The following is a 23,074-nucleotide window of genomic DNA, read 5'->3' on the forward strand; positions in this document are numbered from 1 at the left end:
CTGGTCGTGACCTGCGCTCCTTTCGAATCCCGTTCTGGTCGCGCCGCGACGCCTACACGGGGCACGGCACCTTGTACGGGACCCCGGGCGCGTACCGCTGCCACTCGTCCCTGGTGATCGACATGCCCGAGCCCCCGCAGACGTCCCCGGTCGCCCGCTCCACGTCCAACCCCCACAACCCGGACGTCCCGACCAGCATCGTCCCGGCGAACTCCACGTCGCCGACCGCCTCCGAGCCCGGCAGAACCGCCCAGAGCGCCGGACGCGACAGGACCGACACGTCCCACACCCGGATGGTCGTGTCCTGCGAGGCCGTGGCGAGCGTGCGGCCGTTCGCGGCGAAGGCGACGGCGGTGACGCCGGAGGTGTGCCCCCGCAGCACCGACAGGCGTGCGGGCCGCTGGGGGCGGGTGACGTCCCAGAGCCCGGCCGCCCCGTCGGCGGAGGCCGTGGCCAGCGTCCTGCCGTCCGGGCCGAAGCGCAGGTCGCGCACGGCGGCGGTGTGCGCGGCGAACTCGGCCAGCCGCCGCGGCTTGGCGGGCTTGGAGATCTCCCACAGCCGTACCGTGCCGGTCTCCGCGCCGGTCGCCAGGACGCGGCCGTCCGGGCTGAACGCGGCCGTGCCGGCCCGGTCGGCGGGCGCGCCAGGCGCGGAGACGCCCTTGGGGCGGGCGGGCTCCGCCACATTCCACAGCAGCGTCCTGCCGTCCCCGCCCGTGGTCACGACCAGGCCCCCGTCGGGGCTGTACGCGGCCGAGCGCACGCCGTCCGTGTGCCCCTGGAGCGTCGCCACGACCTGGGGCGCGGCGGGCCTGGCGACGTTCCACAACCGGGCCGTGCGGTCGAGGGAGGCCGTGACCAGGTGGCGGCCGTCCGGGCTGAACGCCGCCGCCACGACCGCGCCGGTGTGGCCGCTCAGCGTGGAGGCGAGCGCGGGCGTCGTCGCGGGGCCGGAGAGGTTCCAGAGCCTGATGGTTCCGTCCCGCGAGGTCGTGGCCAGGGTGTTCTTGGCGACCGCCGTCGAGATGACGTCCGTGGCGGTCCACGCGCGGGTCGCGGCCGAGACGTTCCACAATCGTGCCGTGCCGTCGGCGGAGGAGGTGGCGAGCGTGCCGCCGTCCGGGCTGAACGCCACCCCCGTCACGGCGGCGGTGAAGCCGGTCACGGTGGCGGTGAGCTCGGGGGACGCGGGCTCGGAGACGTTCCACAGCCCGACGGCGGCGTCGGCGGACGCGCCGGCCAGCAGGGCGCTGTCCGGGCTGAACGCCACGTCCTCCACGGCGACGTCGCGGACGGTGACGGTGGCCAGGAGTTGGGCGGCGGTGATGTCCCACAGGTGCAGCTTCCCCGCCCCGGACCCGGTGGCCAGGTAGCGGCCGTTCGGGGCGAACGCCACACTTCTGACGTCTCCGCCCGGAACGGTCAGCACGCCGAGCTGCCGCGAGGTCGGCACGTCCAGGAGGGCGATTCCGCCGGCCGAGGCGATCGCCATCAGGCGCCCGTCGGGGCTGAACGCCACCTCGGTGGGGTCGGCGGGCCGCCGCACCACGGCGGACCGGCGGGGACGCCGGAGGTCGGCGAGGCTCCACAGCCGTACAGAGCCGTCGGAGGACGCGCTGGCCAGATGGTCGCCCTTCGGGCTGAACGCCACGGACACCACCTGGTCCTCGTGGCCCTTGAGCGTCGCAAGAGCGCGGGGGCGGGCCGGGTCGGCGACGTCCCACAACCGGGCGCTCTCGTCGGCGGAGCCGGTCGCCAGCACGCGGCCGCCCACGTTGAACGCCGCCGCCAGCACCGGCTTCGTATGGCCCGTGACGACGCCCGCGCTCTTGGGACGCAGCGGATCGCTCACGTTCCACAACCTCGCGGTGCCGTCGCTCGACGCGGTGACCGCGACACGGCCGTCCGGCCGGTAGGCCACCTGCTCGACGGGGGCGGTGTGCCCGATCATGCGGGCGCCCATCGGGCGCGCGAGCGCGCCGAGCAGCGCCCCGCGCGCCTCGGGCGTCGGCGAGATCCCGTACGCGGCCAGTGTGAGCTGCGCCCGTAACGAGGTGTCGGGCAGGGCCGAGGCCGTCGCGGCGACCTGGCGGGACAGGGCCTCATCACGCACCCTGACGGCCTGCCCGGCCTGTCTGGCCGCCTCCGCGCCCTGCCGCAGCGCCAGCACCCCGCCGCCGGCCGCCGCCAGGACGAGGAGCGTCAGCACGGCGATCGCCCCGCGCGTGATCAGCGAACGCCTGCGCTGACGCCACCGCGACGCGGCCAGGAACACCCGCTCACCGCCGTCCATGGAGTCGGCGGGCAGCGCCCGCGCGGCCGCCAGCCGCTCGTCCGCGTACAGGTAGGCCGGGTCCTGCCCCTCCCGCTGCCAGGCAGCCGCGTCCTCGGCCAGCCGCCGCCGCACGAGCAGCCCGGCCCGCTCGGCGTCGACCCAGCTCCCGAGCCTCGGCCAGGCCCTGATGAGCGCGTCGTGGCCGAGCTCGGCCACGTCACCGTCCACCGTGACCAGCCGCGCCTTGACGAACGCGGCGAGCACCTGCCCGGCGACCGACGTCTTGTCCGGGGCCAGGTCGGCGAGCGGGACCCGCCGCCTCGTGCCGCCGACCCGCTCGTCGGTCCGCACCAGCCGCACCAGCAGGTCGCGCGCGACGGGCTCGCACTCGGCCGACAGTCCGCGCAGCGTCTCCTCCGCGCTCGTCGCCAGTGCCCGCCCGACGCCTCCGGCCGCCCGGTAGCCGGCCATGGTGAGCACGCCGCCCGTACGCCGCCGCCAGGTGGCCAGCAGCGCGTGGGAGAGCAGCGGGAGCACACCGTCCGGCCACTCCAGCGCACGGAGATCCTCCAGGACGAGATCGGCCAGCCCCGGCTCCAGCGACAGCCCTGACCGCGTGGCCGGCTCCTCGATCACCGCACGTAGCTCGGTCTCCGTCATCGGCGCCACGACCTCGGGCCGCCGCATCGCCTCCAGCAGCCCCGGGTAGGCCGTGCAGCGCCCGAAGAACTCGGCCCGCACGGCGATCACCACGGCCGCCGACTTCGAGAGCTCGACCAGTGCCGCCGTGAATCGCTGCCGCTCCGCCTCATCCGCGCAGGCGGTGAACACCTCCTCGAACCGGTCCACCACCACCAGCGCGGGCCCCTTTATGCATCGCCGGGCCGCGCCGGGATCGGAGGCGATCACCGCCCGCAACCGTTCAGGATCGCCGCCCCCGAGCGCGGCCAGCTCACCGGCCAGCGCCGCAAGCGGCCGGGCGTCCGGCGTCAGCACGACGCACGTCAGGTCCTCCCGCAGCGCGGAGACGAGCCCGGCCCGTAACACGGAGGACTTCCCGCAGCCCGACGGGCCGGTGACGACGAGCGGGCCGCCCGCCTCGAACGTGTGCGCGCCGATGCGGACCGGCGGCCCGCCCGCCCGCAACGCCTGCCGCACCCGCGTCACCAGCGACCTCGTCAGCTCGTCGCGGCCGAAGAACATCCCGGCGTGCTCGGGCCCGTACCCGGCCAGGCCGAGGTAGGGGGACGGCGGCAGCGGTGGATCGTTCCACGCCGGGCCGCGGACGAGCCGGGTGGTCGCAGATTCGTCCTCGGTCATGCGGCGCTCCACCACGGAGAAGGGCGATCGCTGACAGGCGCGAATCCAGGGTACGCAGGGTCGCTGTTCGCCGTCGATAGCGGAGCTCATACCCTTGTCGAGGGGACGAGCTCCGCGGACGGGTCACCAGTTGGCGGGCAGACCGGGGATCGTGGCGGGCAGCGCGTGGCCGGGCGGGTGGATCACGTACGTCACGCCGCCGCTGCTCGAACTACGCAGCCAGACGTTCTCGAAGGCGGCCCGCGGATAGACGTGCCGCACGGCCGCGTTGCTTGACGAGGCCGGGTCGTTGGCGATCACGTCGCCGCTGGCCGTGAACCCGACGATCGCCATCAGGTGACCGTTGGTCCCGTAACCGGCCCCCGGCAGCTCGCTCTTCTTGAACGACTGCGAGGTGATGACCGGGATGCCCGCCTTGATGAGCTGCTCCAGCTCGGTCAGCGAGCGCAGCCGGGTGATGAACGCGTCCATCCCGTACCGGCCCGCGTAGGCGGTGTTGAACGGCCAGTTGCCCGCCCCCTGGTAGGCGTGGTCGTAGACGTAGCGGGCGGCGTAGTCGACCTCCGGGTTCGGGTCGGACGGATCGACCCACGCGGTGTCCTGCGGGCTCGGCCGCTTGCCCCAGTAGCCCAGGATCATGGAGGTCGAGGTCGGGCTGCACCAGGCCTCGCCGCCGCCGTCCCACTCGGGGTAGTGGCCCTCGTGGATGTTCTGGGAGCGCCGCGGCACCTTCAGCTCCCTTCCCCAGGCGCCGCCGCCGGGGCTGACCGGCACGGTCTTACGCTCGGGCACGTTGGAGGCCATGGCCCCGGACGTACGCACGCGCGGCGTCACCGCAGAACCCGGCGCGCGATAGAGCGTCAGGCGAAGCTGGTAGGCGCTCATGGGCTTGCCGGCCGCCGCGACCAGCGTGTCCACGTTCACCGTGGCGTCCGCGTCGCCCTGACCCGTCACCGACGTGCGGCGGATGTCGCCCTCGGCATAGGCCCAGCGGCCCAGCGAGTACCACTTGGTCAGCCCCGCGGCGTTGCGCGCGCGGGCCTCGACCTGCATCCAGCTTCCCGGCGGGACGTCCGCGGTCCACGACGCGATCAGCTCGGTCGCCTGGAAGCCGATGGCCTGTTCAGGGCCGGTCCAGCGGGCGTACTCCCAGGTCTTGGTGCCGAGCGCGTCGGTGTAGGAGACGGTCCCCGCCGCCGAGCCGAACGCCAGCCCGCCGTCCGCCCTCGTGCCCTCGGACGTGCCGGAGGCGAAATCGGCCCGTTTGTAGACCACGTCCGGCACGACCCTGGTCGCCGGTTTCGCCCCAGCGGGCGGGGACAACGTTGTAACCACGAGGAGGGACGACAGGAACACCGTCAGTGCGCGCATGAACCCACCTTCTCGGAAGGCGCCGGATGGGGCCGAGGGTAGGCACAGCGGGCGGGTAAAGCATCGGGAAATCTACGTATCGGTCCGGGTCTCGGCGGAGTCGGGCCTCGGCGCGGGCTCATAAGGCGGCAGGTTCAGGCGGGCCCGGATGGTCTGCTGGACGGAGACCTTGCCCGCGCGGGCGTCGACGCTCGTCACATACTCCTTGCCCTTGAACAGCTCCACCACCGGGTCGATCTTGGTGTGGTAGTCGCGCAGCCGCCTGGCCAGGGCGTCGGGGGTGTCGTCCGCCCGGGTGACCAGCTCGCCGCCGCACACGTCGCAGCGGCCCTCGACCTCCGGCCGGTGGGCGATCAGGTTGTAGTCCATGCCGCAGCGGGAGCACAGGCGGCGGGCCAGGACGCGCCTGCGCACCTCCTCGTCGGGCAGGTCGAGGTGGATCACCCCGTCGATGTCGTAGCTCTCCAGGAAGAACTCCGCCTGCCGCCGGTTACGCGGGAAACCGTCGATGATGAAGCCGTAGTTCCAGTCGTGCTGCTGCAACCGGTCCTTGACGACCTCCTCCACCAGGTCGTCGCCGACCAGCTCGCCCGCCGCGACCAGCCGGCGTACCTGGGCGCCGAGCTTGGTGTGGCTCTTGACGTGCCAGCGGAAGATGTCGCCGACGCTGATGTGGACGAGGTCGAGGTCATTGGCGAGCAACGCGCTCTGGGTGCCCTTTCCGCTGCCCTGAACGCCCATGATCACATATTTCCGCATATCCCACTTCCTGGGGGTTATCTCATCTCTTGAGCATCGTCACCATCCCACTGACGCTCATTACCTGCCCGACCGCCCCGGTCACCGCCGACCGGCTCGGCCCGCGATCGTTTCCCGGCGGCGGTCGCGTCTGGCGTGCCGGCGGGCGCGGGCCCCAGGACACCGCGAGGGCCGCACTCAGCGCCGCTATGGTCCCAGCGGCCCCTGCTTGACACACCTCAAGACCAGGAACACCGGAAACCTCGCGGCGTCCGAGCGCGTGGCCGCCCACGCCTGGGCCGGCTCGGGCTCGGCCATCTCATCCAGCCAGAGGCCGTGCCGGCGGAAGGTGTTGAGGTACGTCGACAGGGTGCGATGATTGGCGCCAACCTGGCGGCGCAGGGACGACAACTCGCCGTCGGCACGCCACCAGCCCTCCGCGTGGTAACGGGCGTCCCCCGGCCACGAACCGGAGACGTCCTGACCGCCGGGGAAGCAGGGGTGGAGAATCGAGCACACGAACACGCCCCCGGGCCGCAGGGCACGGGCGGCGGTGGCGACGGCGCCATCGAGGTCGTCGATGTCGGACAGACCGAAACTGCAGACGACGACATCGAACGCACTCGGCTCGGGCTCGGCGGGGGCGGCTGGTTGCGTTGCGCCCAGCTCGGGCGTGGTGGTGGCTGGTTCTGGTGCGCCCGGGGCGGGCGCGGGGATGGCAGCGGTCAGGAAGCCGGGACGGGTCACGTCGGCGACCACGTAGCGGATGCCGAGCGGGTCGTCGCGTTCGGCGTCCACGGCCTTGCCGACCAGCGCCGCCGAGATGTCGGCACCCACAACTGCGGCGCCTCGGCGGGCGAGCTCGCGGCTGATGCGGCCGTGACCGCAGGCGATCTCCAGAACCCGCCTGCCCGCCACCGGCTCCAGCAGAGCGAGCAGCCGCACCGACGCCGGGTCGTCGATCGTGTCGGTCCAACCGTCGGCGTAGAAGTCGGCGACGTCGTCGTAGCGGGCCTCAGCTGCCATGGCCCCGACCCTACGCCGAGCCGGACCAGGGAACGGGCCGTGTTCGTCGAGCGCGGAACCCGCCACACCGACCCCTCCGAGCAACGCCATGACCAGCGGAACATGAGACCTCACCCGAGCAGTGTCCTCTGTGCTCCGGGGAGAATCCGGCTGGTGCCCTCCAAGGTCTGCATGTTCTCCGACCCGCGGGCCGGGCACCTGGAACAGGCTCGATCCGCCCACCGCCGGGGCGGCAGCCGGAGTCCGCTCAGCTTCGCCGTCGAGCGAGCCGAGGAGCCTGGAGGAGCATCGAAGGTCTCCCTCGACCATCCCGCCACTATCGCCGGTCCCGGCTGTCCGGAAAGGACCACCGTACGGAGATCTGCCTGAGAACAGGCGGTTTCATGGCGTCTGCGGCGGTCGAAGGGCGCCGGAGCGTGCGGCGGCGAGGGTGATGCGCACCGTCCGGTCGGCGGTTTCCTCGTCGATCGGTTCGGCGGTGATGAGCAGGCGCAGGTAGATGGGCGCGGCGAGGGTTTTGAGGAGTTCGGCGGGGTCGGTGCCCGAGGGGAGTTCGCCTCGTTCGACGGCCCGGGTCACCACCGGCGTGGCCCTGGTGAGCCGGTCATGGAAGACGTGCCGCCTGGCCGAGGCGATTTCCGGGAGATGGGCGGCGCCGGTGAACATGGCGGCCAGGATGGCCTGCCCGGCCGGACTGGTGAACGACTGGACGAGGGAACGGGCCAGGGCCCGCAGGTCGGTCTCGATCGCGCCGGTGTCGGGGATCGGGATGTCGGTCGCCACGTGCTCGGTGAGGGCGTCGGTGAGCAGGCTTTCGCGGTCCTTCCAGCGCCGGTAGACCGTCGTCTTGTGGACCCCGGCGCGCTGCGCGACGTTCTCGACGCTGAGCGCGGCGTACCCCTTGTCCACGAGTTCGGCGAGCGTGGCGGCGTGAACGGCGGTGCGCACCTTGGCGCCGCGGCCGATCGGCCGGGGGCGATCCGACTCCATTGCAACTCCAAGTTGCGATACGGGCGAGTGTTGGGCAAGGATGAACCTATCGCAACTTGAAGTTGCGATAGGTTCTGCTCGGCATTCCTTTGGTGGCGATCATGCGTAATTCACGACCCTGGACCTTTCATGCCATCCCCGACCAGTCCGGACGTGTGGCAGTGGTGACCGGGGCCAACAGCGGCATCGGCTACGTCACGGCCCGCGAACTCGCGCGTCGCGGCGCCCATGTCGTCCTGGCCTGCCGTGACCCCGAACGCGGCCGGGCCGCTCTGGGCCGCATGCGTGACGAGGCGCCTGGCGCCCGCCTGGAACTGCGCCGCGTGGATCTGGCCAGTCTGGCCTCCATCAGGGAGTTCGCGGCGGGCTGGGATCACGACCGGCTCGATCTGCTGGTCAACAACGCCGGGGTGGCCATGGTGCCGTACGCCGTGACCTCGGACGGGTTCGAGTCGCAGTTCGGCATCAACCATCTGGGCACCTTCGCCCTGACCGGCCTTCTCCTGCCGCACCTGCTGGCCGCGTCCGACCCGCGCGTGGTCACCGTCAGCAGCGAGGGCCAGCGCTTCGCCCGGTTCGACCTGGACAATCTCGACGCCGAGCGGCGCTATCGCACGGCCTTCGCCTACGTGCAGTCCAAACGCGCCAACCTCTACTTCGCCATGGAACTGCAGCGTCGAGCGGGTGTGGCCGGGCTGCAGCTGCGCAGCATGGCCGTCGCGCCCGGGCTCACCCGCACCAACGTGCTCACCGGCGGCGCCAACAGCAGCAGGGGGCCGCTGTATGCGGCCGTCACCCGCCTGCTCGTGCGCACCGCCTTCCGTCCGACGCCCGAAGGGGCCAAGACGTCCCTGTACGCGGCGACCGTCCTGGACCTTCCCGGAGGGACGTACGTCGTTCCCGACGGAGCGTTGCAACTGCGGGGAGAGCCCACATGCCGCACGCGCGAGCGCGCCATCCGCGACACCGCCACCGCAGCCCGGCTGTGGCAACTGTCCGAACGCCTGACCGGCGTCACCTACGAATTGCCCGCCGCCACTCCTGGGTGACATCGCCGGATGGCCTCTCGCCGCTGCCGCAGGCGGCGACGAGGCCGGCGTTTCATCCCAAAGCGGCCCGTGGCGGCGCGCTCACGGGGTGGGTGCCTCCGCGAGCGACAGGCTGTTGCCGTCCGGGTCGAGGACGTCCACGTGGCGCACGCCGTTGCCGTAGGTTTCCACGGGTTCGTGCTCGATGCCGTGCGCGGCCATCCGGGCCAAGATGTCGTCGAGGTCGGTCACACCGAGCGTGATCATGGTGCCGCCTGCCCGTGAGGACCGCACGTGCCGGTCGTCGATGACAACCCACGCGTTCTCACCGACCTGCCACAGGTACTCCTCGCCGATGATCTCGTCCGCCGGCCGCCCGAAGAACACCTCGAACCACTTCAGCGATATCGCCCGGTCACGCACGCACACGACGCTGTACAGATCCACTGGTACTGCCCCTTCCCTTCGATTCATGGGTGAGACCACCACCGCGACCGAAACTCATCGGTGCCCGGCGCGGAGGTAAAGAGTCGGCCATGGGTGGGTTCGGTTCCGGTTTGGCCGTCTCCGCGGGTGGGCCTGGCGATAGGAGGATCACCCCTGGTCGAGCAGGCACAGCACGTTCAGGCGGGGGGGACGACATGGGCATGCCCCGGATCGCGGGGGTCATCGCGCTCGCCGCGCTGGGCGGGTGGACGGCCTCGCCGACCCCGGTGGACCAGAGCGCCACGCCGACCCCAGTGGATCAGAGTGCCAGGCCGCCGCTGGGGGGTCAGGGCGACGGGGACACCACCCCGGCCCCTACTCCGAAAGGACCTGACCTGCGCCTGACCAGTTCGTCGGAGCCGGTGGTCGCCGGCGCGGAGTCCGTCTACACCGTCACGGTCACGAACACCGGGGAGCAGGACGCCCAGGACGTCACCGTCACCGGCACCCTCGACCCGGCGCTCACCCCCGGCCGTCTTCCCGCCCCTTGCTCCCGCAGCGCGCCCCGGGCCTTCACCTGCCAGGCTTCGGCCATCGCCCCAGGTCAGAGCGTTTCCTACGACATCCCGGTCACCGCATCCCCATCGCTGCCCAACGGTACGAACCTCACCAACCACGCCGATGCCGCCTCAGCGGGGACGGCCGGCGACTCCAGCAAGCTGGCCGTCCGGACCAGGAGCAGGGCGGACGTCGAGATCGTCAAGACGGGGCCGCCCACGGTGCAGGCCGGCAGCGGCGTCACCTACACGCTGACCGTCCGCAACCACGGGCCGTCCGACGCGGTGGACGTCGTCGTACGGGACCCCGCCGGCGGCATCACCGCCCGCCCGTCCGAGTGCCCGGGAGACGGCCAGCCCCTGACCTGCTCCCTGGGCACCCTGGCCCCGGACCAGAGCAGGACGCTCACGTTCACGGGCGCGATCAGCGACTGCGCCACCGTCAACACGGCCAGTCCCGAGGACGACACCGGCGACAACCGCTCCTGCACGACCACCGTCGAGGTGCAGCCGATCCCCACCCCGCAGGAGAGCCCCGTCCAGGAGGCCGAGCCGACCCCCGAGCCCACGCCGGAGACCCAGGAGGCCGAGCTGCTGGAAGTGCCCGTAGAGGTGCCGAACGCGCCGCGTGAGCCGCTGGCCGCCGCCGGCCGGGAGCCGGTGCGGGCGCCCGACACCCTGCCGCTCACCGGCGTCCCGATGTGGGTGCTCGGGCTCGGCGTGGCGGTGCTCCTGTCGATCGGCCTGCTCGTGGGCTACTTCTCCCGGCTCGAAGGCCGAAAGGGAAAGCGGCGATAAGGGTTTGTTCCCGGCTCGAAGGAGCTCAGCGCGTACGGGGCGTCAGCGCCTCCCGGGTCCACGAGCCGAGCACCAGCAGCGTCTTCGTCCCCGTCACGTCCCCGGCGCGACGCAACCGATCGATGACCTGCTGCAGATGCCCGAGGTCGCGCACCCGTACGTGGATCAGCGCGTCGGGATCGCCCGCGATCGTGAACACCGCCTGCACCTCGGGCACCTCCGTGGCGGTCCTGACGATCTCCGCGACCGGCGTCGTGCCGGGGTAGCGCAGCTCCGTGAACGCCTCGATGCCCCACCCGAGCTTGCCGTAGTCGATCTGCACGGTGAACCCGGTGATCACGCCGAGTTCCCGCAGCCGGTCCACCCGCCGCTTGACGGCCGCCACGGACAGCCCGATCGTTTCGGCCATCTCCGAGAACGTCCTGCGCCCGTCCTCCCGCAGCAGTCGCAGCACGTGGTGATCGATGTCGTCCATGTCAGGCATGCGAGAACCTCTCTATCGGGCGCAAAGAACTACGCTCAGACAGCCCGAGCTCCTCAAAATGTTTGCGTCTTTGGCCGCATCTTTCTTCTGATACTTGCGCATATCGTGCCCGCGTTGCTGTGCTGAGAATCACACGTACGGACAGTCCAGGAGGTATCGTGAGCCTCGACCCGGTGTCGCTCGACGACAAGTACACGGCACTCGACGGGGCGGTGCTCATCTCGGGCGTCCAGGCCCTGGTCCGCCTGACGCTGGAGCAGCGCCGCCTGGACGAGCGGCGCGGGCTTGACACGCGGGCGTTCGTCTCCGGCTATCAGGGCTCGCCGCTGGCGGGCGTCGACCTGGAGATGGGCCGCGCGGAAAGGTTCCTGCGGGAGGCCGGCGTGCAGTTCCGGCCGGGGGTGAACGAAGAACTGGCGGCGACGGCGGTGGCGGGCACGCAACTGCTCGGCCAGGTTCCCGGCCGCCGCCACGAGGGCGTGACCGGCTTCTGGTACGGCAAGAACCCGGGCCTCGACCGGGCCGCCGACGCCATCAGGCACGCCAACGCGTCGGGCACCGCGGCACTCGGCGGCGCGGTGGCGTGGATCGGCGACGACCCCGGCTGCAAGTCCTCCACCCTGCCGAGCTCGTGCGAGCCGATGTGCCAGAGCCTGTCGATGCCGCTGCTCGCGCCCGGCTCGGTCGCGGAGGTCATCGAGTTCGGCCTGCACGCGGTCGCCATGTCCAGGGCCAGCGGGCTCTGGGTCGGGCTGAAGATCGTCGCGGACGTCGCCGACGCCTCCGCGACCGTCGACCTCGACGCCCTGGCCAAGGACGTCCCCACCCCGCGACGCGACGACGGCCGGCAGCCGCCCGTCCTGCTCGGCGCGGCCGCGCTGGACGCCGAGCACGACATGCTCACCCGCCGCCTCGACCTGGCCCGCGAGTACGCCCGCGCCCACGGGCTCAACCGCGTCATGTTCGGTTCCGGCAGGGCCACCACCGGCATCCTCGCCTCCGGCACCGCCTACGCGGTGGTCCAGCGGGCCCTGGCCGACCTGGGCCTGGACGAGGCGGCGATGGACGACCTCGGGCTGCGGCTGATCAGGCTCGCGATGCCGTTCCCGCTGGCCCCCGATGACCTGGCCGCCATGACCTCCGACCTGGAGCGGGTGCTGGTGGTCGAGGACAAGGTCCCGTTCCTGGAAGGCCAGCTCAAGCAGGCGCTGTACGGCGCCGCGAACCCCCCGCAGGTCGTGGGCCGCGAACTGCTGACCGCCCGCGGCACCCTGGGCGCGGAGGACGTGGCCAGGGCCGTCGCCACCTGCCTGGGGCTGAAGCCGCCCGAGAAGGCCCGGCCGAACCGCTCGCTGCCGATCGTCGCCGCGCGCACCCCATACTTCTGCTCGGGCTGCCCGCACAACACCTCCACCCGCACCTCCGACGAGAGGCTGGTCGGCGTCGGCATCGGCTGCCACGCCATGATCGCGCTGGACGGGCACGGGCGCGGCACCCAGGTCGGCATCACGCAGATGGGCGGCGAGGGCGCCCAGTGGATCGGGCTGTCGCCGTTCACGGACGACCGGCACTTCACCCAGAACCTCGGCGACGGCACCTACCACCACTCCGGCTCCCTGGCGATCAGGGCCGCCGTGGCCGCCGGGGTGTCGATGACGTACAAGCTGCTCTACAACGACGCCGTCGCCATGACCGGCGGGCAGCGCGCGGAGGGCAGGCTGGACGTGCCCGCGCTGACGCACGAGCTGGCGCTGGAGGGCGTGCGCCGGATCGTGGTGACGACGCCGGAGCCACAGACGTACCGGGGCGTGCGGCTGGCGGCGAACGCGTCCGTGCGCCACCGCGACGACCTGCCCGAGGTCGAGAAGGAGCTGGCCGCCGTCGGCGGCGTGACCGTGCTGATCCACGACGACCGGTGCGCTGCCGAGGAAAGGAGGCTGCGCAAACGCGGCAAACTGCCCACGCCTCTGCAAAAGGTCGTGATCAACGAGCGGGTGTGCGAGGGCTGCGGCGACTGCGGCGACGTCTCGACGTGCCTGTCCGTGCAGCCGGTCGAGACCGAGTACGGACGCAAGACCCGCATCCACCAGCCCTCATGCAACTCCGACCTGAGCTGCCTCAAGGGCGACTGCCCCTCGTTCCTGCTGGTCGAGCCGGGAACCAAACCCGCCCGCCAGGCGCCGCCCGCGCCCGCCACGGCCCCCGAGCCCACCACGCGGCCCGCCGAGGCCCTGATCAGGATGCCCGGCATCGGCGGCACCGGCGTCGTCACCGTCTCCCAGATCCTGCAGATGGCCGCCCACCTCGACGGGCTGTACGCGGCCGGGCTGGAGCAGACCGGGCTGGCTCAGAAGGGCGGGCCCGTGGTCAGCGACGTGCGGATCTCGCCGCGGCCGATCGAGGGCTCCGTCCGCGCCTCGCAGCGCAGCGCCGACGTGCTCATCGGGTTCGACCTGCTCGGGGCGGCCGGCGAGGCCAACCTGGCCGTCGTCGCGCCCGAACGGACCGCCGCCGTGCTCAACACCTCCGTCGTCCCCACCGCCGCCATGGTGACCGGCCGCCTGCCCGTGCCCGGCCACGCTGCCGCGGTCGCCCGCGTGGAATCCGCGGTCAAGTCCGTCGTGTGCCTGGACGCGCACGAGCTGGCCGAGCGCCTGTTCGGCGATCACATGCCGGCGAACCTGCTGCTCCTCGGCGCCGCCTACCAGCACGGCCTGCTCCCGGTGACCTCCGCCTCGATCGAGCGGGCCATCGCGCTCAACGGGGCCGCCGTCGAGCGCAACCTGGCCGCCTTCCGCTGGGGCCGCTCCGCCGCGGCGGACCCGGCCGCAGTTAGTACGGTGGCGGACCCGGGCTCTGCGGACCCTGTGCAGCCGGAGCCCGCCGGGCTGGACGAGGTGGTGGCCGCCCACGTCGCCGACCTCACCGGCTACCAGAACGCCGACTACGCCCGTACATACGCCGAGGACGTGCGCCGCGTCGCCGACCTCGCCGCCGAGCGCGCCGGCGCGGAGGCGGGCGCGCGGATCGCCCTCGCCTACGCCCGCGGCCTGCACAAGCTCATGGCCTACAAGGACGAGTACGAGGTCGCCCGCCTCCACCTCGACCCGGCCGAGCGGGCCAGACGGGAGCACGAGTTCGGCGCGGACGCGGTCGTGTCGGTGCTGCTGCACCCGCCGCTGCTGCGCGCGATGGGCATGAAAGGCAAGATCAAGGTAGGCCGCTTCGCCGGGCCGCTGTTCCGCGGGCTGCGGGCCGCGCGGGTGCTGCGCGGCACCGCGTTCGACGTGTTCGGCCGGGCCGAGGTCCGGCGGGTCGAGCGCGCGCTCGTCCCCGAGTACCGTGATCTCATGCGTGCCGCCCTGACCCGCCTCACCCCCGAGAGCGCCGACGCCGTCGCGGAGATCGCGGGCCTGCCGGAACTCGTCCGAGGGTATGAGGACATCAAGCTCGCCCGGGTCGCCGAATTCCGCGACCGCGCCGGGACCGCCCTGACGGGGCTGGGCGAGCCCGTCTCACGCTTGGAGGCACCGTGACCGTCGACCGCCTGCTGCCCGGCCAGGACGCCGAGGACCTCATCGAGCTGACCCGCGACATCGCCGACAAGGAGCTGGCGCGGCGGGTCGACGAGCACGAGCGAGCGGAGACCTACCCGGAGGGGCTGTTCGCCACGCTGGGCGCGGCGGGGCTGCTCGGTCTGCCGTACCCGGAGGAGTTCGGGGGCGGCGGGCAGCCGTACGAGGTGTATCTGCAGGTGATCGAGGAGCTGGCGATGCGGTGGGCCTCCGTCGCGGTCGCGACCAGCGTGCACACCCTCGCCTGCTTCCCCGTGGCCGCCTACGGCACCGCCGAGCAGCGGGAGCGGTGGCTGCCCGACCTGCTGGCCGGGCGCCTGATCGGCGGCTACAGCCTGTCGGAGCCGCAGGCCGGATCCGACGCCGGGGCCCTGACCTGCAAGGCGGAGCGGGTCGAGAACGGATACCGGATCACCGGCAACAAGGCGTGGATCACCCACGGCGGCATCGCCGACTTCTACGCCCTGTTCGTCCGCACCGGCGAGGGTTCGCGAGGCATCTCCTGCTTCCTGGCCCCCGGGGCGGCCGACGGGCTGACGTTCGGGCGGCCGGAGGAGAAGATGGGGCTGCACGCCATACCGACGACCAGCGCCCACTGGGACGGCGCGATCCTCGACGCCGACCGGCTGATCGGCGAGGAGGGGCAGGGGCTGCAGATCGCCTTCAGCGCCCTCGACTCCGGCCGGCTCGGCATCGCCGCCTGCGCCACCGGCCTCGCCCAGGCCGCCCTCGACGAGGCCGTGGCCTACGCGAAGGAACGCAAGACGTTCGGCAAGCGCATCATCGACCACCAGGGGCTCGGCTTCCTGCTCGCCGACATGGCCGCCGGGGTCGACAGCGCGCGGGCCACCTACCTCGACGCCGCCCGCCGCCGCGACGCCGGCCTGCCCTACAGCCGTCAGGCCAGCGTCGCCAAGCTGGTCGCCACCGACGCGGCCATGAAAGTGACGACGGACGCGGTGCAGGTGTTCGGGGGGTACGGGTACACGCGGGAGTTCCGGGTGGAGCGCTACATGCGCGAGGCCAAGATCATGCAGATCTTCGAGGGCACCAACCAGATCCAGCGCCTGGTGATCAGTAGGCACCTGGCCAAGTAGTCTCTGACCTGCGAAACCCGTCCGCGGTACGCGGGCACCGCCGAATCAGATAATCTGATTCTATGAAGGTGATGACTGCCACCGAGGCGTCTCGGAGCTTCGCGACCGTCCTTGACGAGGCGGAGCGCGGGGAAACGATCGTGGTGACTCGTGGTGGGAGGCAAATCGCCGTGATCGGCCCTGCGCCCACTGCGCCGGGACGTATGGTCAAGGCGTTTCTGGCCAGAAGTGCCGGGACACTGGACGCGGATTTCGAGGCTGATGTCGCGGCGGCCCGCGAGTCCGTCACTGATGAGATGAGGGGCACGTGGCCCGACGCCTGATCCTGGACACGGGCGTACTCATCGCCGCTGAGCGAGGCAGGACGTCCGTGGACACGGTGATCGAGGACGCCGATGATGTGGCGATTGCGGCGATCACCGTGGCTGAACTCCTCGTCGGCGTGGAGATGGCCGATGTGGCCCGACGCCCCAATCGACAGGCCTTTGTGGATGACGTCCTGGCCTTGATTCCCGTCGAGGAGTACACGACAGACGTCGCCAGAGTTCACGCTCGGCTCATGGCGCATGTCCGACGAGAAGGTAAGCCGCGAGGCGCGTACGATCTGCTGATCGCGGCGACGGCCGCAACCACGGCCAGAACAGTGATCACGATGGATGCCTCGGCCGCATTCGACGGTCTCCCTGGCGTCCGCGCTCAGGTGGTTCCCCGCTGACCTTCGACGCTCTTCTATCGGCCCTTGGCGGCGGGTAGAGAGTCCAGTTCGTCCGCTCTGCGGAGGTCCTTGGGGCGGCCTATGACACGGCGCATCCGGATCAGATCTTCGCGGGAGACGTAGTGAACTTCCAGCCCGTCCGGGTCGACTGCGGTGATCGCACGGTCGAGAAACTCCCGGACTGGGAGGGTTCCCCAGGGCAGTGCCGGGGTGCAGCAATCGCCGCTGGCTCCGAGCGAGGTGAATGGGGCCTTGGGGCGGAGCAGGACATCCGGGTGAGGTGCCACGAGGCTGCCCGATTCGTCAGTGAGCTGGGCATTGACGGAGTCGAAGGCGGCTGCCAGTGCTGGGGCGTGGGCCGGCGTGCCGTCCCAGAGCAGGTCAAGATCGCCGGTCAGTTCGGTGGATCCATGCATGATGCCGGCGACTTGCCCGATGACCACAACCCGGACGCCGTTTCGGTGGAAGGCTTCGAGCAAAGGGAAGGGGTCGAACCCGAGGGCGGCGTCGGTGTTGATCGTGCCGACGTCGTCGTCGGCATCCTCGTGGCCCAGGCCGGTGGCTGTCCGATTTCGAGCCAATTCGCGGGTGCGTCGTGCGGCGGTACGGAGCCGTTCCAGCGGTTCGTCGATCATCTGATCCATGCAACACCGACCGTGTCCCCGACGCACTCCGATTTTCCGGTGCGAGGCAGCGCACCCTCGAGGTCGCGACAGTGGCAGCCGCGCAGCAGCGGGCGTATCACGCGTCAGCGGTTCGGGGAATGCGGATGGCTTCGACCCAGGCGGGCGGGGGCGGCGGGTCCGCGCCAATGAGCGCGGCGATGAGGCGGGACGACGACGGCGCCTCGGGCCACGGAGTGAAGCCATCGGTCAGCACGATCACGACGCCGGGCCGTTCGGGCAGGGCGAGGGCCGCCCTGATGCCGACCCGCATGTCGGTGCCGCCCCCACCGGCGAGATTCACCTGCTGCGCGGACGTCACCCGAGCAGCGGTCTGCACGTCGGCATCGCAGGCGAGCACCGTGACCCGATTACCGCCGACGCCGACCTCCCGCAGTACGCCGGTGACCTCGGCGAGGGCCGCCGCGAGGTCGTCCTCGCCCATGGACCCCGAGGTGTCGATGACGATCGCGACGACCGGCAGTGGCCGGCGCAGGCTCGGCAGCACGACGCCGCGCAGTGCGGCGGTGCGGCGGGACGGGCGGTGGTAGGTGTAGTCGACGGCCCCGGCGGCCCAGGCGACCGCCTCCCGTACGGCGCCCGCGAGCACGCGGCGCCAGTCGACCGTCGGTTCCAGGATCTGCTCCGCCCAGCGTTGCCAGCCGCCCGGGAGGCTGCCGCGGTTGCGCCGGTGGGCGCGCATCGCCTCGGCGGTGTGCCGGCGCAGAGCCTCGGCCTCGACCGTGCTGACGCCGCCCGGCCCGCCGTCGCCGGTGATCTCCCAGTCACCTGGTGCGCCGTGGGCGCCGGAGCCGCAGTCGGAGCAGACGGCGGACGGCGGCAGGTGCGGGAGATACTCCTCGAACAGCCGTCCGGTCGTCAGCCCGAAGGTGCCGGGTTCCACCCGGCCTTCCGGCAGTGCCAGGCCGTCGGCGAGCAGGTCATCGTTGATCTCGCAGTCCTGGGCGACGTTCACGCGCAACCGGTCACGCTGGTCGGTGGCCGGTAGCCGGTCCGCACGGCCGTGGTGGTCGCGCAGCACGTGAGCCAGCTCGTGGATCCATACGCCCGCGAGTTCGGGAACGGACGTCGCCGCGACGAACGCCGGTGACACGTAGCACCGCCAGTGCCGGTCGACGGCCATCGTCGGCACGCCGCTGCTCGGCACGACCGTCAGCGAGTAGAGCGCGGAGGCGAGGTACGGCCGGTCGCTCGCGGCACGGTACCGCGCGGCGAGCAACTTGACCTGGTCGAATTCGGCCATGGGTCAGACGGTGCTCGGCAGCGCGCCGGACAGCTGGAGCAGATCGAGGAAGGCGTCGATGCCGCTCGGCACCGGCCAGTCGGTGTCGCGCAGGGCCGCGAGATCCGCGGCGGCCCGGGCCGCGACGTCGGGTACGCCGGCGTCGACGGCCTTGGCCAGCACCGCCCAGCCGGCCTCCCAGCGCCGCCGCGTGAGGTCGCTCTGCACGGCTGAGACGACGGCCGTCAGGAAGGCGAGCTGCCGGTCGCCTCTCTCCGGTAGTGCGAAGGCGTCCGGATTGGCCAGAACGCGGTCCGGGTCGGGCAGGTCGAGCTGTTCGAGGTAGGCCAGCAGCTCCAGGCCCGCGCCGTCGCCCACCGCGCCGATCACCGCGGCCGCGACCGCCTTCTGGTCGGAGCCGGCGGCGTACCCGACCGCCAGCAGGCGCAGCGCCATCTCCCAGGTACGCGGCGACGGCCAGGCATGGCCCCGGCTCTCCGCGTCGCCGGGCAGGTGGTGGGCCAGGCCTGGCCGTGCGGTGAGGAACCCGGAGACCACCCCGCGGGCGCGCGCGACCGCGCTGGGCACCCGGGCCGGGTCGACGAGCGGCAGCGGCGCGGCCGGCCAGGTTCCTGCCATGCCTCGTGCGACCGTCCGCGGGTCGTGCGTCCACTGCAGGTGGACGAACCGGTTCGCCAGCGGCGGGCTGAGGTGCCAGCCGTCCGCGGCGCTGGACGGCGGGTTGGCGGCGGCGACCACACGGACCGGCTCCGGGAGCGGCAGGCTGCCGACCCGGCGTTCGAGGACGACCCGCAGCAGCGCCGCCTGGACGGCAGGGGGAGCGGAGGACAGCTCGTCGAGGAACAGGACGCCGCGCCCGGCCGCAGCCAGCCGCACTGCCCAGTCCGGTGGGGCCATCGGCACCCCGGTGGTGGCCGGATCGTCACCGATGATCGGAAGACCGGCGAAGTCGGAGGGCTCGTGCACGCTCGCGATCACCGTCTCCAGCGGGACGCCGAGCCCGGCGGCCAACTGCTGGAGGCCGGCGGACTTGCCGATCCCCGGCTCGCCCCACAACAGCACGGGGAGGTTCGCCGACACCGCGAGCGACAGCGCCTCCAGCTGCGGGTTCGCGGCCGGCTCCGTCCGCTGGGAGCCGAGCCTGCGGACCAGTTCGTCGGCCGCGGCCAGCGGATCCGGTGCGAAGTCCTCGTCGGTGACGTTCACTGTTCCTCGTTCTTCTGCGGGTCCCGGTCCAGCAGGGCCAGGAGGAAGTCCAGGTCGGTGCGCTTGTGGGAGCGGATGAGCTGAGAGAGCGACTGGCTCATGTCGTCGGCGACGTCGGGGTTCGCTCCGGCGGCCAGCAGCGCCCGTACCAGCGCGACGGAACCGTTGTCTCCGACCGCCACGTGCAGCGCCGTGCGCCGGTTGTGGTCCACGGCCTCGAGATCGACCCCGGCCGTCAGCAGGCGCGGCAGCAGGACCTCGTGGTCCAGGTGGATCAGCGCGTGCAGGAGCGTGCGGCGCCGGCCGTCACGCAAGCGCGGGTCGACCCCGGCGTCGAGAAGCCTGAGCACTCCCGGCGTGTCACCGTGCTGGGCGCGGCTGTACAGCTCCCGCCGCTGCTCGCGCAGGGCCTTCGGCAGCCGGCCTTCGCCGGAGGACACCGCCTGCGCCACGGCGAAGCAACCGGCGACCGCGCCGCCGAACGCCCGCATCGCCTGCTCTCGCCGATGCTCGTCCGCGCTGTGCGGCATCCGCAGCGCGCCGTCCTGGAAGCACACCTCGTGCCACTCGCCGCGGCAGCGCACCCGAACCGGGGACGGGAGCCGCGGGTCCGGCGGTCCGACCGGATCGGCGGGGTCCTCACGCAGCGGGAAGAGCGCGTCCCGGACCAGCGGATGCAGCCGGTCCGGGTCCTCGTCGCCATGCCGGAGTGCGTCGAGGTCCGGCAGCCGCCGCCAGCACGCCTCGGGCAGCATCGGGGTGCCGGAGATCTCTTTGGGGTCGATGATCCGGATCCGCAGTTCGTTGCCGCGTTTGCTGCCTTCGAGCAGCAGGGAACTGTTCCAGGAATGCGGAATCTGGAAGCGACGCCCGAAGCCCTCGCGGATGAGCAGCCGGATCTCCGGCTCGAGCCTGGTCAGCGCCAGCGGCAGTTTCTCCAGGACAGTCAACGGATCGATCGGGGCGCCCCAGCGGGGCTTGAGCGGTGACGGATCCAGCGCGATTCCCGCCGCGGCGAGCGCCGCCTCGACTTCCCCTTGCTCATGCAGCAGGGTCACCCATTCGGCGCGGGTCGGCGGGTCGGCGGGACCGGGGTCGGCCGTGGGCAGTTCCCCGGCGGCGCGCAGGGTCCCGTCCGCGTTGAAGAACGGCGGCCGGTTTTCGCCACCATGGCGTTCCAGCAGCGCACCGGTGTGCCGCACATCCCACAGATGCCGCAGCATGGTCCAGTTGTGGAGGAGGCGCCAATGATTGCGAGAGCTGACGGCATGGTCGATCCGGCCGAAGCACAGGAGTAGCCGCTGCGGCCCGTCTACCATGCCGGGCGTGGTGACGTGCAGATACTGCGTGGCCTTGGCCGCACCCGGGTAACCGCTCAATGTCACCGTCAGGTCGGTGCGGATCGTCGTACGTCCCGTCAGGACACGCGGCAGATGCCAGCGCAGCAGGTCCGGCGCGAAATGGCGGAGGTCGTCCTCGACAGCGGCCGCGACGGCGCCGCCATGCTCGCGGGCGATGTCGGCCAGGTCGAAGGCGACGTCGACGTTCGCGGCGGCACAGGCGCCGCGCCAGTCTCCGTCGAGACGTCGCTCGGTGGCCCGCTCGATCATCCACCGAGGGACGGCGTACCGCAGGATCCGCCGTCGGCTCGACGCCTCGTCCGGTGGGTAGGACGGCGTGCGGCGCGGCGCTGCTGGCGTGCTGACGGCGTTCACTCCTCCTCGGCGAGTTCCGGATGCTCGCGTTCGATCCGATCCGTGATGAAGTCCAGGTCATCGCGATCGCGCCAGGCGATCAGGCGGTAGAGCGAGACGGGCTCGCCGTGGATCTCGCCGGTCAGGTCGATCCGCGCCCCTGCGGTGAGCAGTGCATGGACGAGCGCCACAGAACCGTCCCCGCAGATCGCGGAGAACAGCGGCGTGCGCTGGTCCTCATCCCTGGCATCGATGTCCAGGCCCACCGCCAGGAGCCGCCCGAGCAGACCATCATGGTCGAGGTGCCGCAGCCGGTGGGCCGCCTCGCGCCTTCGAGGGCCGTGCACCCTCGGATCGACGCCGGGATCGAGCAGGTGCAGCATGTGGAGCAGGGTGCGCCGTCGGCCATCACGGACGCGTGGATCCACGCCGGCGTCCAGCAGTCGCAGGACCCCCGGGAGGTCGCCGTGCTGGACCCGCGAGAACAGCTCCCCTCGCTGCTCGCGCAGGGCCTTGGGCAGCCGTCCTGTTCCGGACGTCCACGTGTGCCGTACGGCGAAGCATCCGGCGATCGCGCCCCCGAACGCCCGCATGGCGCCCTCCCGCTGCTGCTCCTGCGCGCTGTGCGGGATGTGCAGGACGCCGTCACGGAAGGACACCTCGTGCCACTCGCCACGGCAGCGGATCCGGGCCGGTTTCGGGAGTTCCGGGTCGGACGGCCCCGCAGGAACGCCGTGCACGGCCCGGCTCGGGAACAGGGCCTCGCGTACGAGCGGATGGAGCCGCTCCGGCGGATAGCCGTCCCGCAGCAGGTCAAGGTCGGGCAGGCGGCGCCAGCACGCTTCGGGAAGCACCGTGTCCGCGGGCTCCGAGCCCATCTCGAAGGGAACGACTCGGACGCGCAGACCCGCATCCGATCCGCCGGCCTCGAAGAGGAGCGCCGCGTACTGCCGGTAGGGAAGCCAGAACCGGCCGGTTCCCCCTGAGGCCGCAAGGCGACGGATCTCCGCCTCCACGCGGGTCAAGGCGAGGGGCATCCGCGCGAGGACGTCGAGCGGATCAACGCGATTCACCTCGTAATAGGGATCGACCTCGAGCGGCGCGGCGTCCAGATCGATGCCGGCGGCCGCTAACGCCGCTTCGACCTCACCGCGTTCGTGCAGCAGCGTGACCCACTCGGTGCGCGACGCCGGGTCGGCGCGGCCAGGGTCGGCCGTGGGAAGCTCATCCACCCTGCGCGGTGTGCCGTCGCCGTGGAAGAACGGAGCCCGAGCCTTGTCGCCGCCGCAGCGTTCACGCAGATCGTCGGCATGGCGCACATCCCACAGGTGACGCGAGGAGCTCCAGTCCTGGACGACGTCGCGCCAGAACGCGCAGTAGGCCCAGTCGGTCTCCAGATAGGTGTCCTGGTGGGGAACCGGCCCGACGTGCAGGCGCAGCCGCTGCGGGCCGTGGGCCATCCAGCGGGGCGTCCGGAGGTACAGGTACGGGGCGTCTGAGGCCCCACCCGGCCGCCCCAGGACCATCACCTGATCGGGCACGATCGTCGTGCGCCCGCGGTCCAGGCGGGGCAGGTGCCAGCGCAGCAGGTCCGGGGCGAAGTTGCGCAGGTCGTCCTCGAGCGCCGTGGCGACGGCGTCGCCGTGCGCGTTCGCGATGTCGGCCAGGTCGAAGGTGACATCGACGTTGGCGGCGGCGCAGGCGCCACGCCAGTCGCCGGCGAGCCGTCGTTCGCTCGCCTGATCGATCATCCACGGGGGCACCGCGTACCGCCGGATCCGCCGTAACCGGGACGCCTCGTGCGGCGGATACGAACGGGACGGCGCATGAGGTGGCAGACCGGCCGGT

Annotated in this window: 18 protein-coding genes; 6 read left to right on the plus strand and 12 right to left on the minus strand. The window is 72.0% G+C overall.

Annotated elements, in window-relative coordinates:
• Positions 1-52: 52 nt before the first annotated feature.
• From ACFOY2_RS01365 to ACFOY2_RS01385, 5 genes are all read right to left on the minus strand, one after another.
• On the minus strand, positions 53-3,595 hold the full coding sequence (locus ACFOY2_RS01365; RefSeq protein WP_379526020.1) for a WD40 repeat domain-containing protein: 3,543 nt from the start codon (positions 3,593-3,595) through the stop codon (positions 53-55).
• A gap of 123 nt (positions 3,596-3,718) precedes the next feature.
• Positions 3,719-4,966 carry a C39 family peptidase gene (locus ACFOY2_RS01370; RefSeq protein ID WP_379526021.1) on the minus strand — a complete coding sequence of 416 codons (1,248 nt, stop codon included), beginning with the start codon at positions 4,964-4,966 and terminating at the stop codon, positions 3,719-3,721.
• A gap of 72 nt (positions 4,967-5,038) precedes the next feature.
• Positions 5,039-5,725: an adenylate kinase family protein gene (locus ACFOY2_RS01375; RefSeq protein WP_379526022.1), complete on the minus strand. Its 687-nt coding sequence runs from the start codon at positions 5,723-5,725 to the stop codon at positions 5,039-5,041.
• A gap of 186 nt (positions 5,726-5,911) precedes the next feature.
• Positions 5,912-6,730, minus strand: a complete 819-nt coding sequence (locus ACFOY2_RS01380; protein ID WP_379526023.1) for a class I SAM-dependent methyltransferase — start codon at positions 6,728-6,730, stop codon at positions 5,912-5,914.
• A 381-nt stretch (positions 6,731-7,111) separates the two neighbouring features.
• A complete protein-coding gene (locus ACFOY2_RS01385; protein WP_379526024.1) occupies positions 7,112-7,720 on the minus strand; it encodes a TetR/AcrR family transcriptional regulator in 609 nt (202 codons plus the stop codon).
• Positions 7,721-7,821: 101 nt separating this feature from the next.
• Between ACFOY2_RS01385 and ACFOY2_RS01390 the strand changes: the two genes are divergently transcribed.
• A complete protein-coding gene (locus tag ACFOY2_RS01390; protein ID WP_379526025.1) occupies positions 7,822-8,769 on the plus strand; it encodes an oxidoreductase in 948 nt (315 codons plus the stop codon).
• Positions 8,770-8,850: 81 nt separating this feature from the next.
• Here ACFOY2_RS01390 and ACFOY2_RS01395 read toward each other — a convergent pair whose 3' ends face one another.
• On the minus strand, positions 8,851-9,195 hold the full coding sequence (locus tag ACFOY2_RS01395; protein WP_379526026.1) for a VOC family protein: 345 nt from the start codon (positions 9,193-9,195) through the stop codon (positions 8,851-8,853).
• 194 nt (positions 9,196-9,389) lie between these two features.
• On the opposite strand from ACFOY2_RS01395, the gene ACFOY2_RS01400 reads away from it, so the two are divergent.
• A complete protein-coding gene (locus tag ACFOY2_RS01400) occupies positions 9,390-10,529 on the plus strand; it encodes a hypothetical protein (protein ID WP_379526027.1) in 1,140 nt (379 codons plus the stop codon).
• A gap of 25 nt (positions 10,530-10,554) precedes the next feature.
• Here the strand turns inward: ACFOY2_RS01400 and ACFOY2_RS01405 are convergent, their stop codons facing one another.
• Entirely contained in the window at positions 10,555-11,013 is a 459-nt protein-coding gene (locus ACFOY2_RS01405; protein ID WP_379526028.1) for an Lrp/AsnC family transcriptional regulator, read from the minus strand.
• Between the two features lie 158 nt (positions 11,014-11,171).
• Here ACFOY2_RS01405 and ACFOY2_RS01410 point away from each other — a divergent pair, with 158 nt between their 5' ends.
• From ACFOY2_RS01410 to ACFOY2_RS01425, 4 genes are all read left to right on the plus strand, one after another.
• On the plus strand, positions 11,172-14,549 hold the full coding sequence (locus tag ACFOY2_RS01410; RefSeq protein WP_379526029.1) for an indolepyruvate ferredoxin oxidoreductase family protein: 3,378 nt from the start codon (positions 11,172-11,174) through the stop codon (positions 14,547-14,549).
• A complete protein-coding gene (locus ACFOY2_RS01415) occupies positions 14,546-15,685 on the plus strand; it encodes an acyl-CoA dehydrogenase family protein (RefSeq protein ID WP_379526030.1) in 1,140 nt (379 codons plus the stop codon). The genes ACFOY2_RS01410 and ACFOY2_RS01415 overlap by 4 nt, the downstream gene beginning before the upstream one ends.
• A 62-nt stretch (positions 15,686-15,747) precedes the next feature.
• Positions 15,748-16,008, plus strand: coding sequence for a type II toxin-antitoxin system Phd/YefM family antitoxin (locus ACFOY2_RS01420; RefSeq protein WP_357818348.1), 261 nt, complete (start codon positions 15,748-15,750; stop codon positions 16,006-16,008).
• Positions 15,993-16,400 carry a PIN domain-containing protein gene (locus tag ACFOY2_RS01425; protein ID WP_379526031.1) on the plus strand — a complete coding sequence of 136 codons (408 nt, stop codon included), beginning with the start codon at positions 15,993-15,995 and terminating at the stop codon, positions 16,398-16,400. Before ACFOY2_RS01420 ends, ACFOY2_RS01425 begins: the two co-directional genes overlap by 16 nt.
• Positions 16,401-16,414: 14 nt before the next feature.
• On the opposite strand, the gene ACFOY2_RS01430 is transcribed toward ACFOY2_RS01425, so the two are convergent.
• The 5 genes from ACFOY2_RS01430 to ACFOY2_RS01450 all read right to left on the minus strand — a co-directional run bounded on the left by ACFOY2_RS01430 (position 16,415) and on the right by ACFOY2_RS01450 (position 22,977).
• The gene (locus ACFOY2_RS01430; RefSeq protein WP_379526032.1) at positions 16,415-17,044 is read right to left on the minus strand and encodes a hypothetical protein; all 630 of its coding nucleotides are present in this window, start codon (positions 17,042-17,044) and stop codon (positions 16,415-16,417) included.
• 97 nt (positions 17,045-17,141) lie between these two features.
• A complete protein-coding gene (locus ACFOY2_RS01435; RefSeq protein ID WP_379526033.1) occupies positions 17,142-18,326 on the minus strand; it encodes a vWA domain-containing protein in 1,185 nt (394 codons plus the stop codon).
• Positions 18,327-18,329: 3 nt separating this feature from the next.
• Positions 18,330-19,532, minus strand: a complete 1,203-nt coding sequence (locus ACFOY2_RS01440; RefSeq protein ID WP_379526034.1) for an AAA family ATPase — start codon at positions 19,530-19,532, stop codon at positions 18,330-18,332.
• Positions 19,529-21,247 carry an ankyrin repeat domain-containing protein gene (locus tag ACFOY2_RS01445; RefSeq protein WP_379526035.1) on the minus strand — a complete coding sequence of 573 codons (1,719 nt, stop codon included), beginning with the start codon at positions 21,245-21,247 and terminating at the stop codon, positions 19,529-19,531. Before ACFOY2_RS01445 ends, ACFOY2_RS01440 begins: the two co-directional genes overlap by 4 nt.
• Positions 21,244-22,977: an ankyrin repeat domain-containing protein gene (locus tag ACFOY2_RS01450; RefSeq protein ID WP_379526036.1), complete on the minus strand. Its 1,734-nt coding sequence runs from the start codon at positions 22,975-22,977 to the stop codon at positions 21,244-21,246. Before ACFOY2_RS01450 ends, ACFOY2_RS01445 begins: the two co-directional genes overlap by 4 nt.
• Positions 22,978-23,074: the final 97 nt, after the last annotated feature.

The organism is Nonomuraea purpurea, from assembly GCF_042650645.1.
GTDB lineage: Bacteria > Actinomycetota > Actinomycetes > Streptosporangiales > Streptosporangiaceae > Nonomuraea > Nonomuraea purpurea.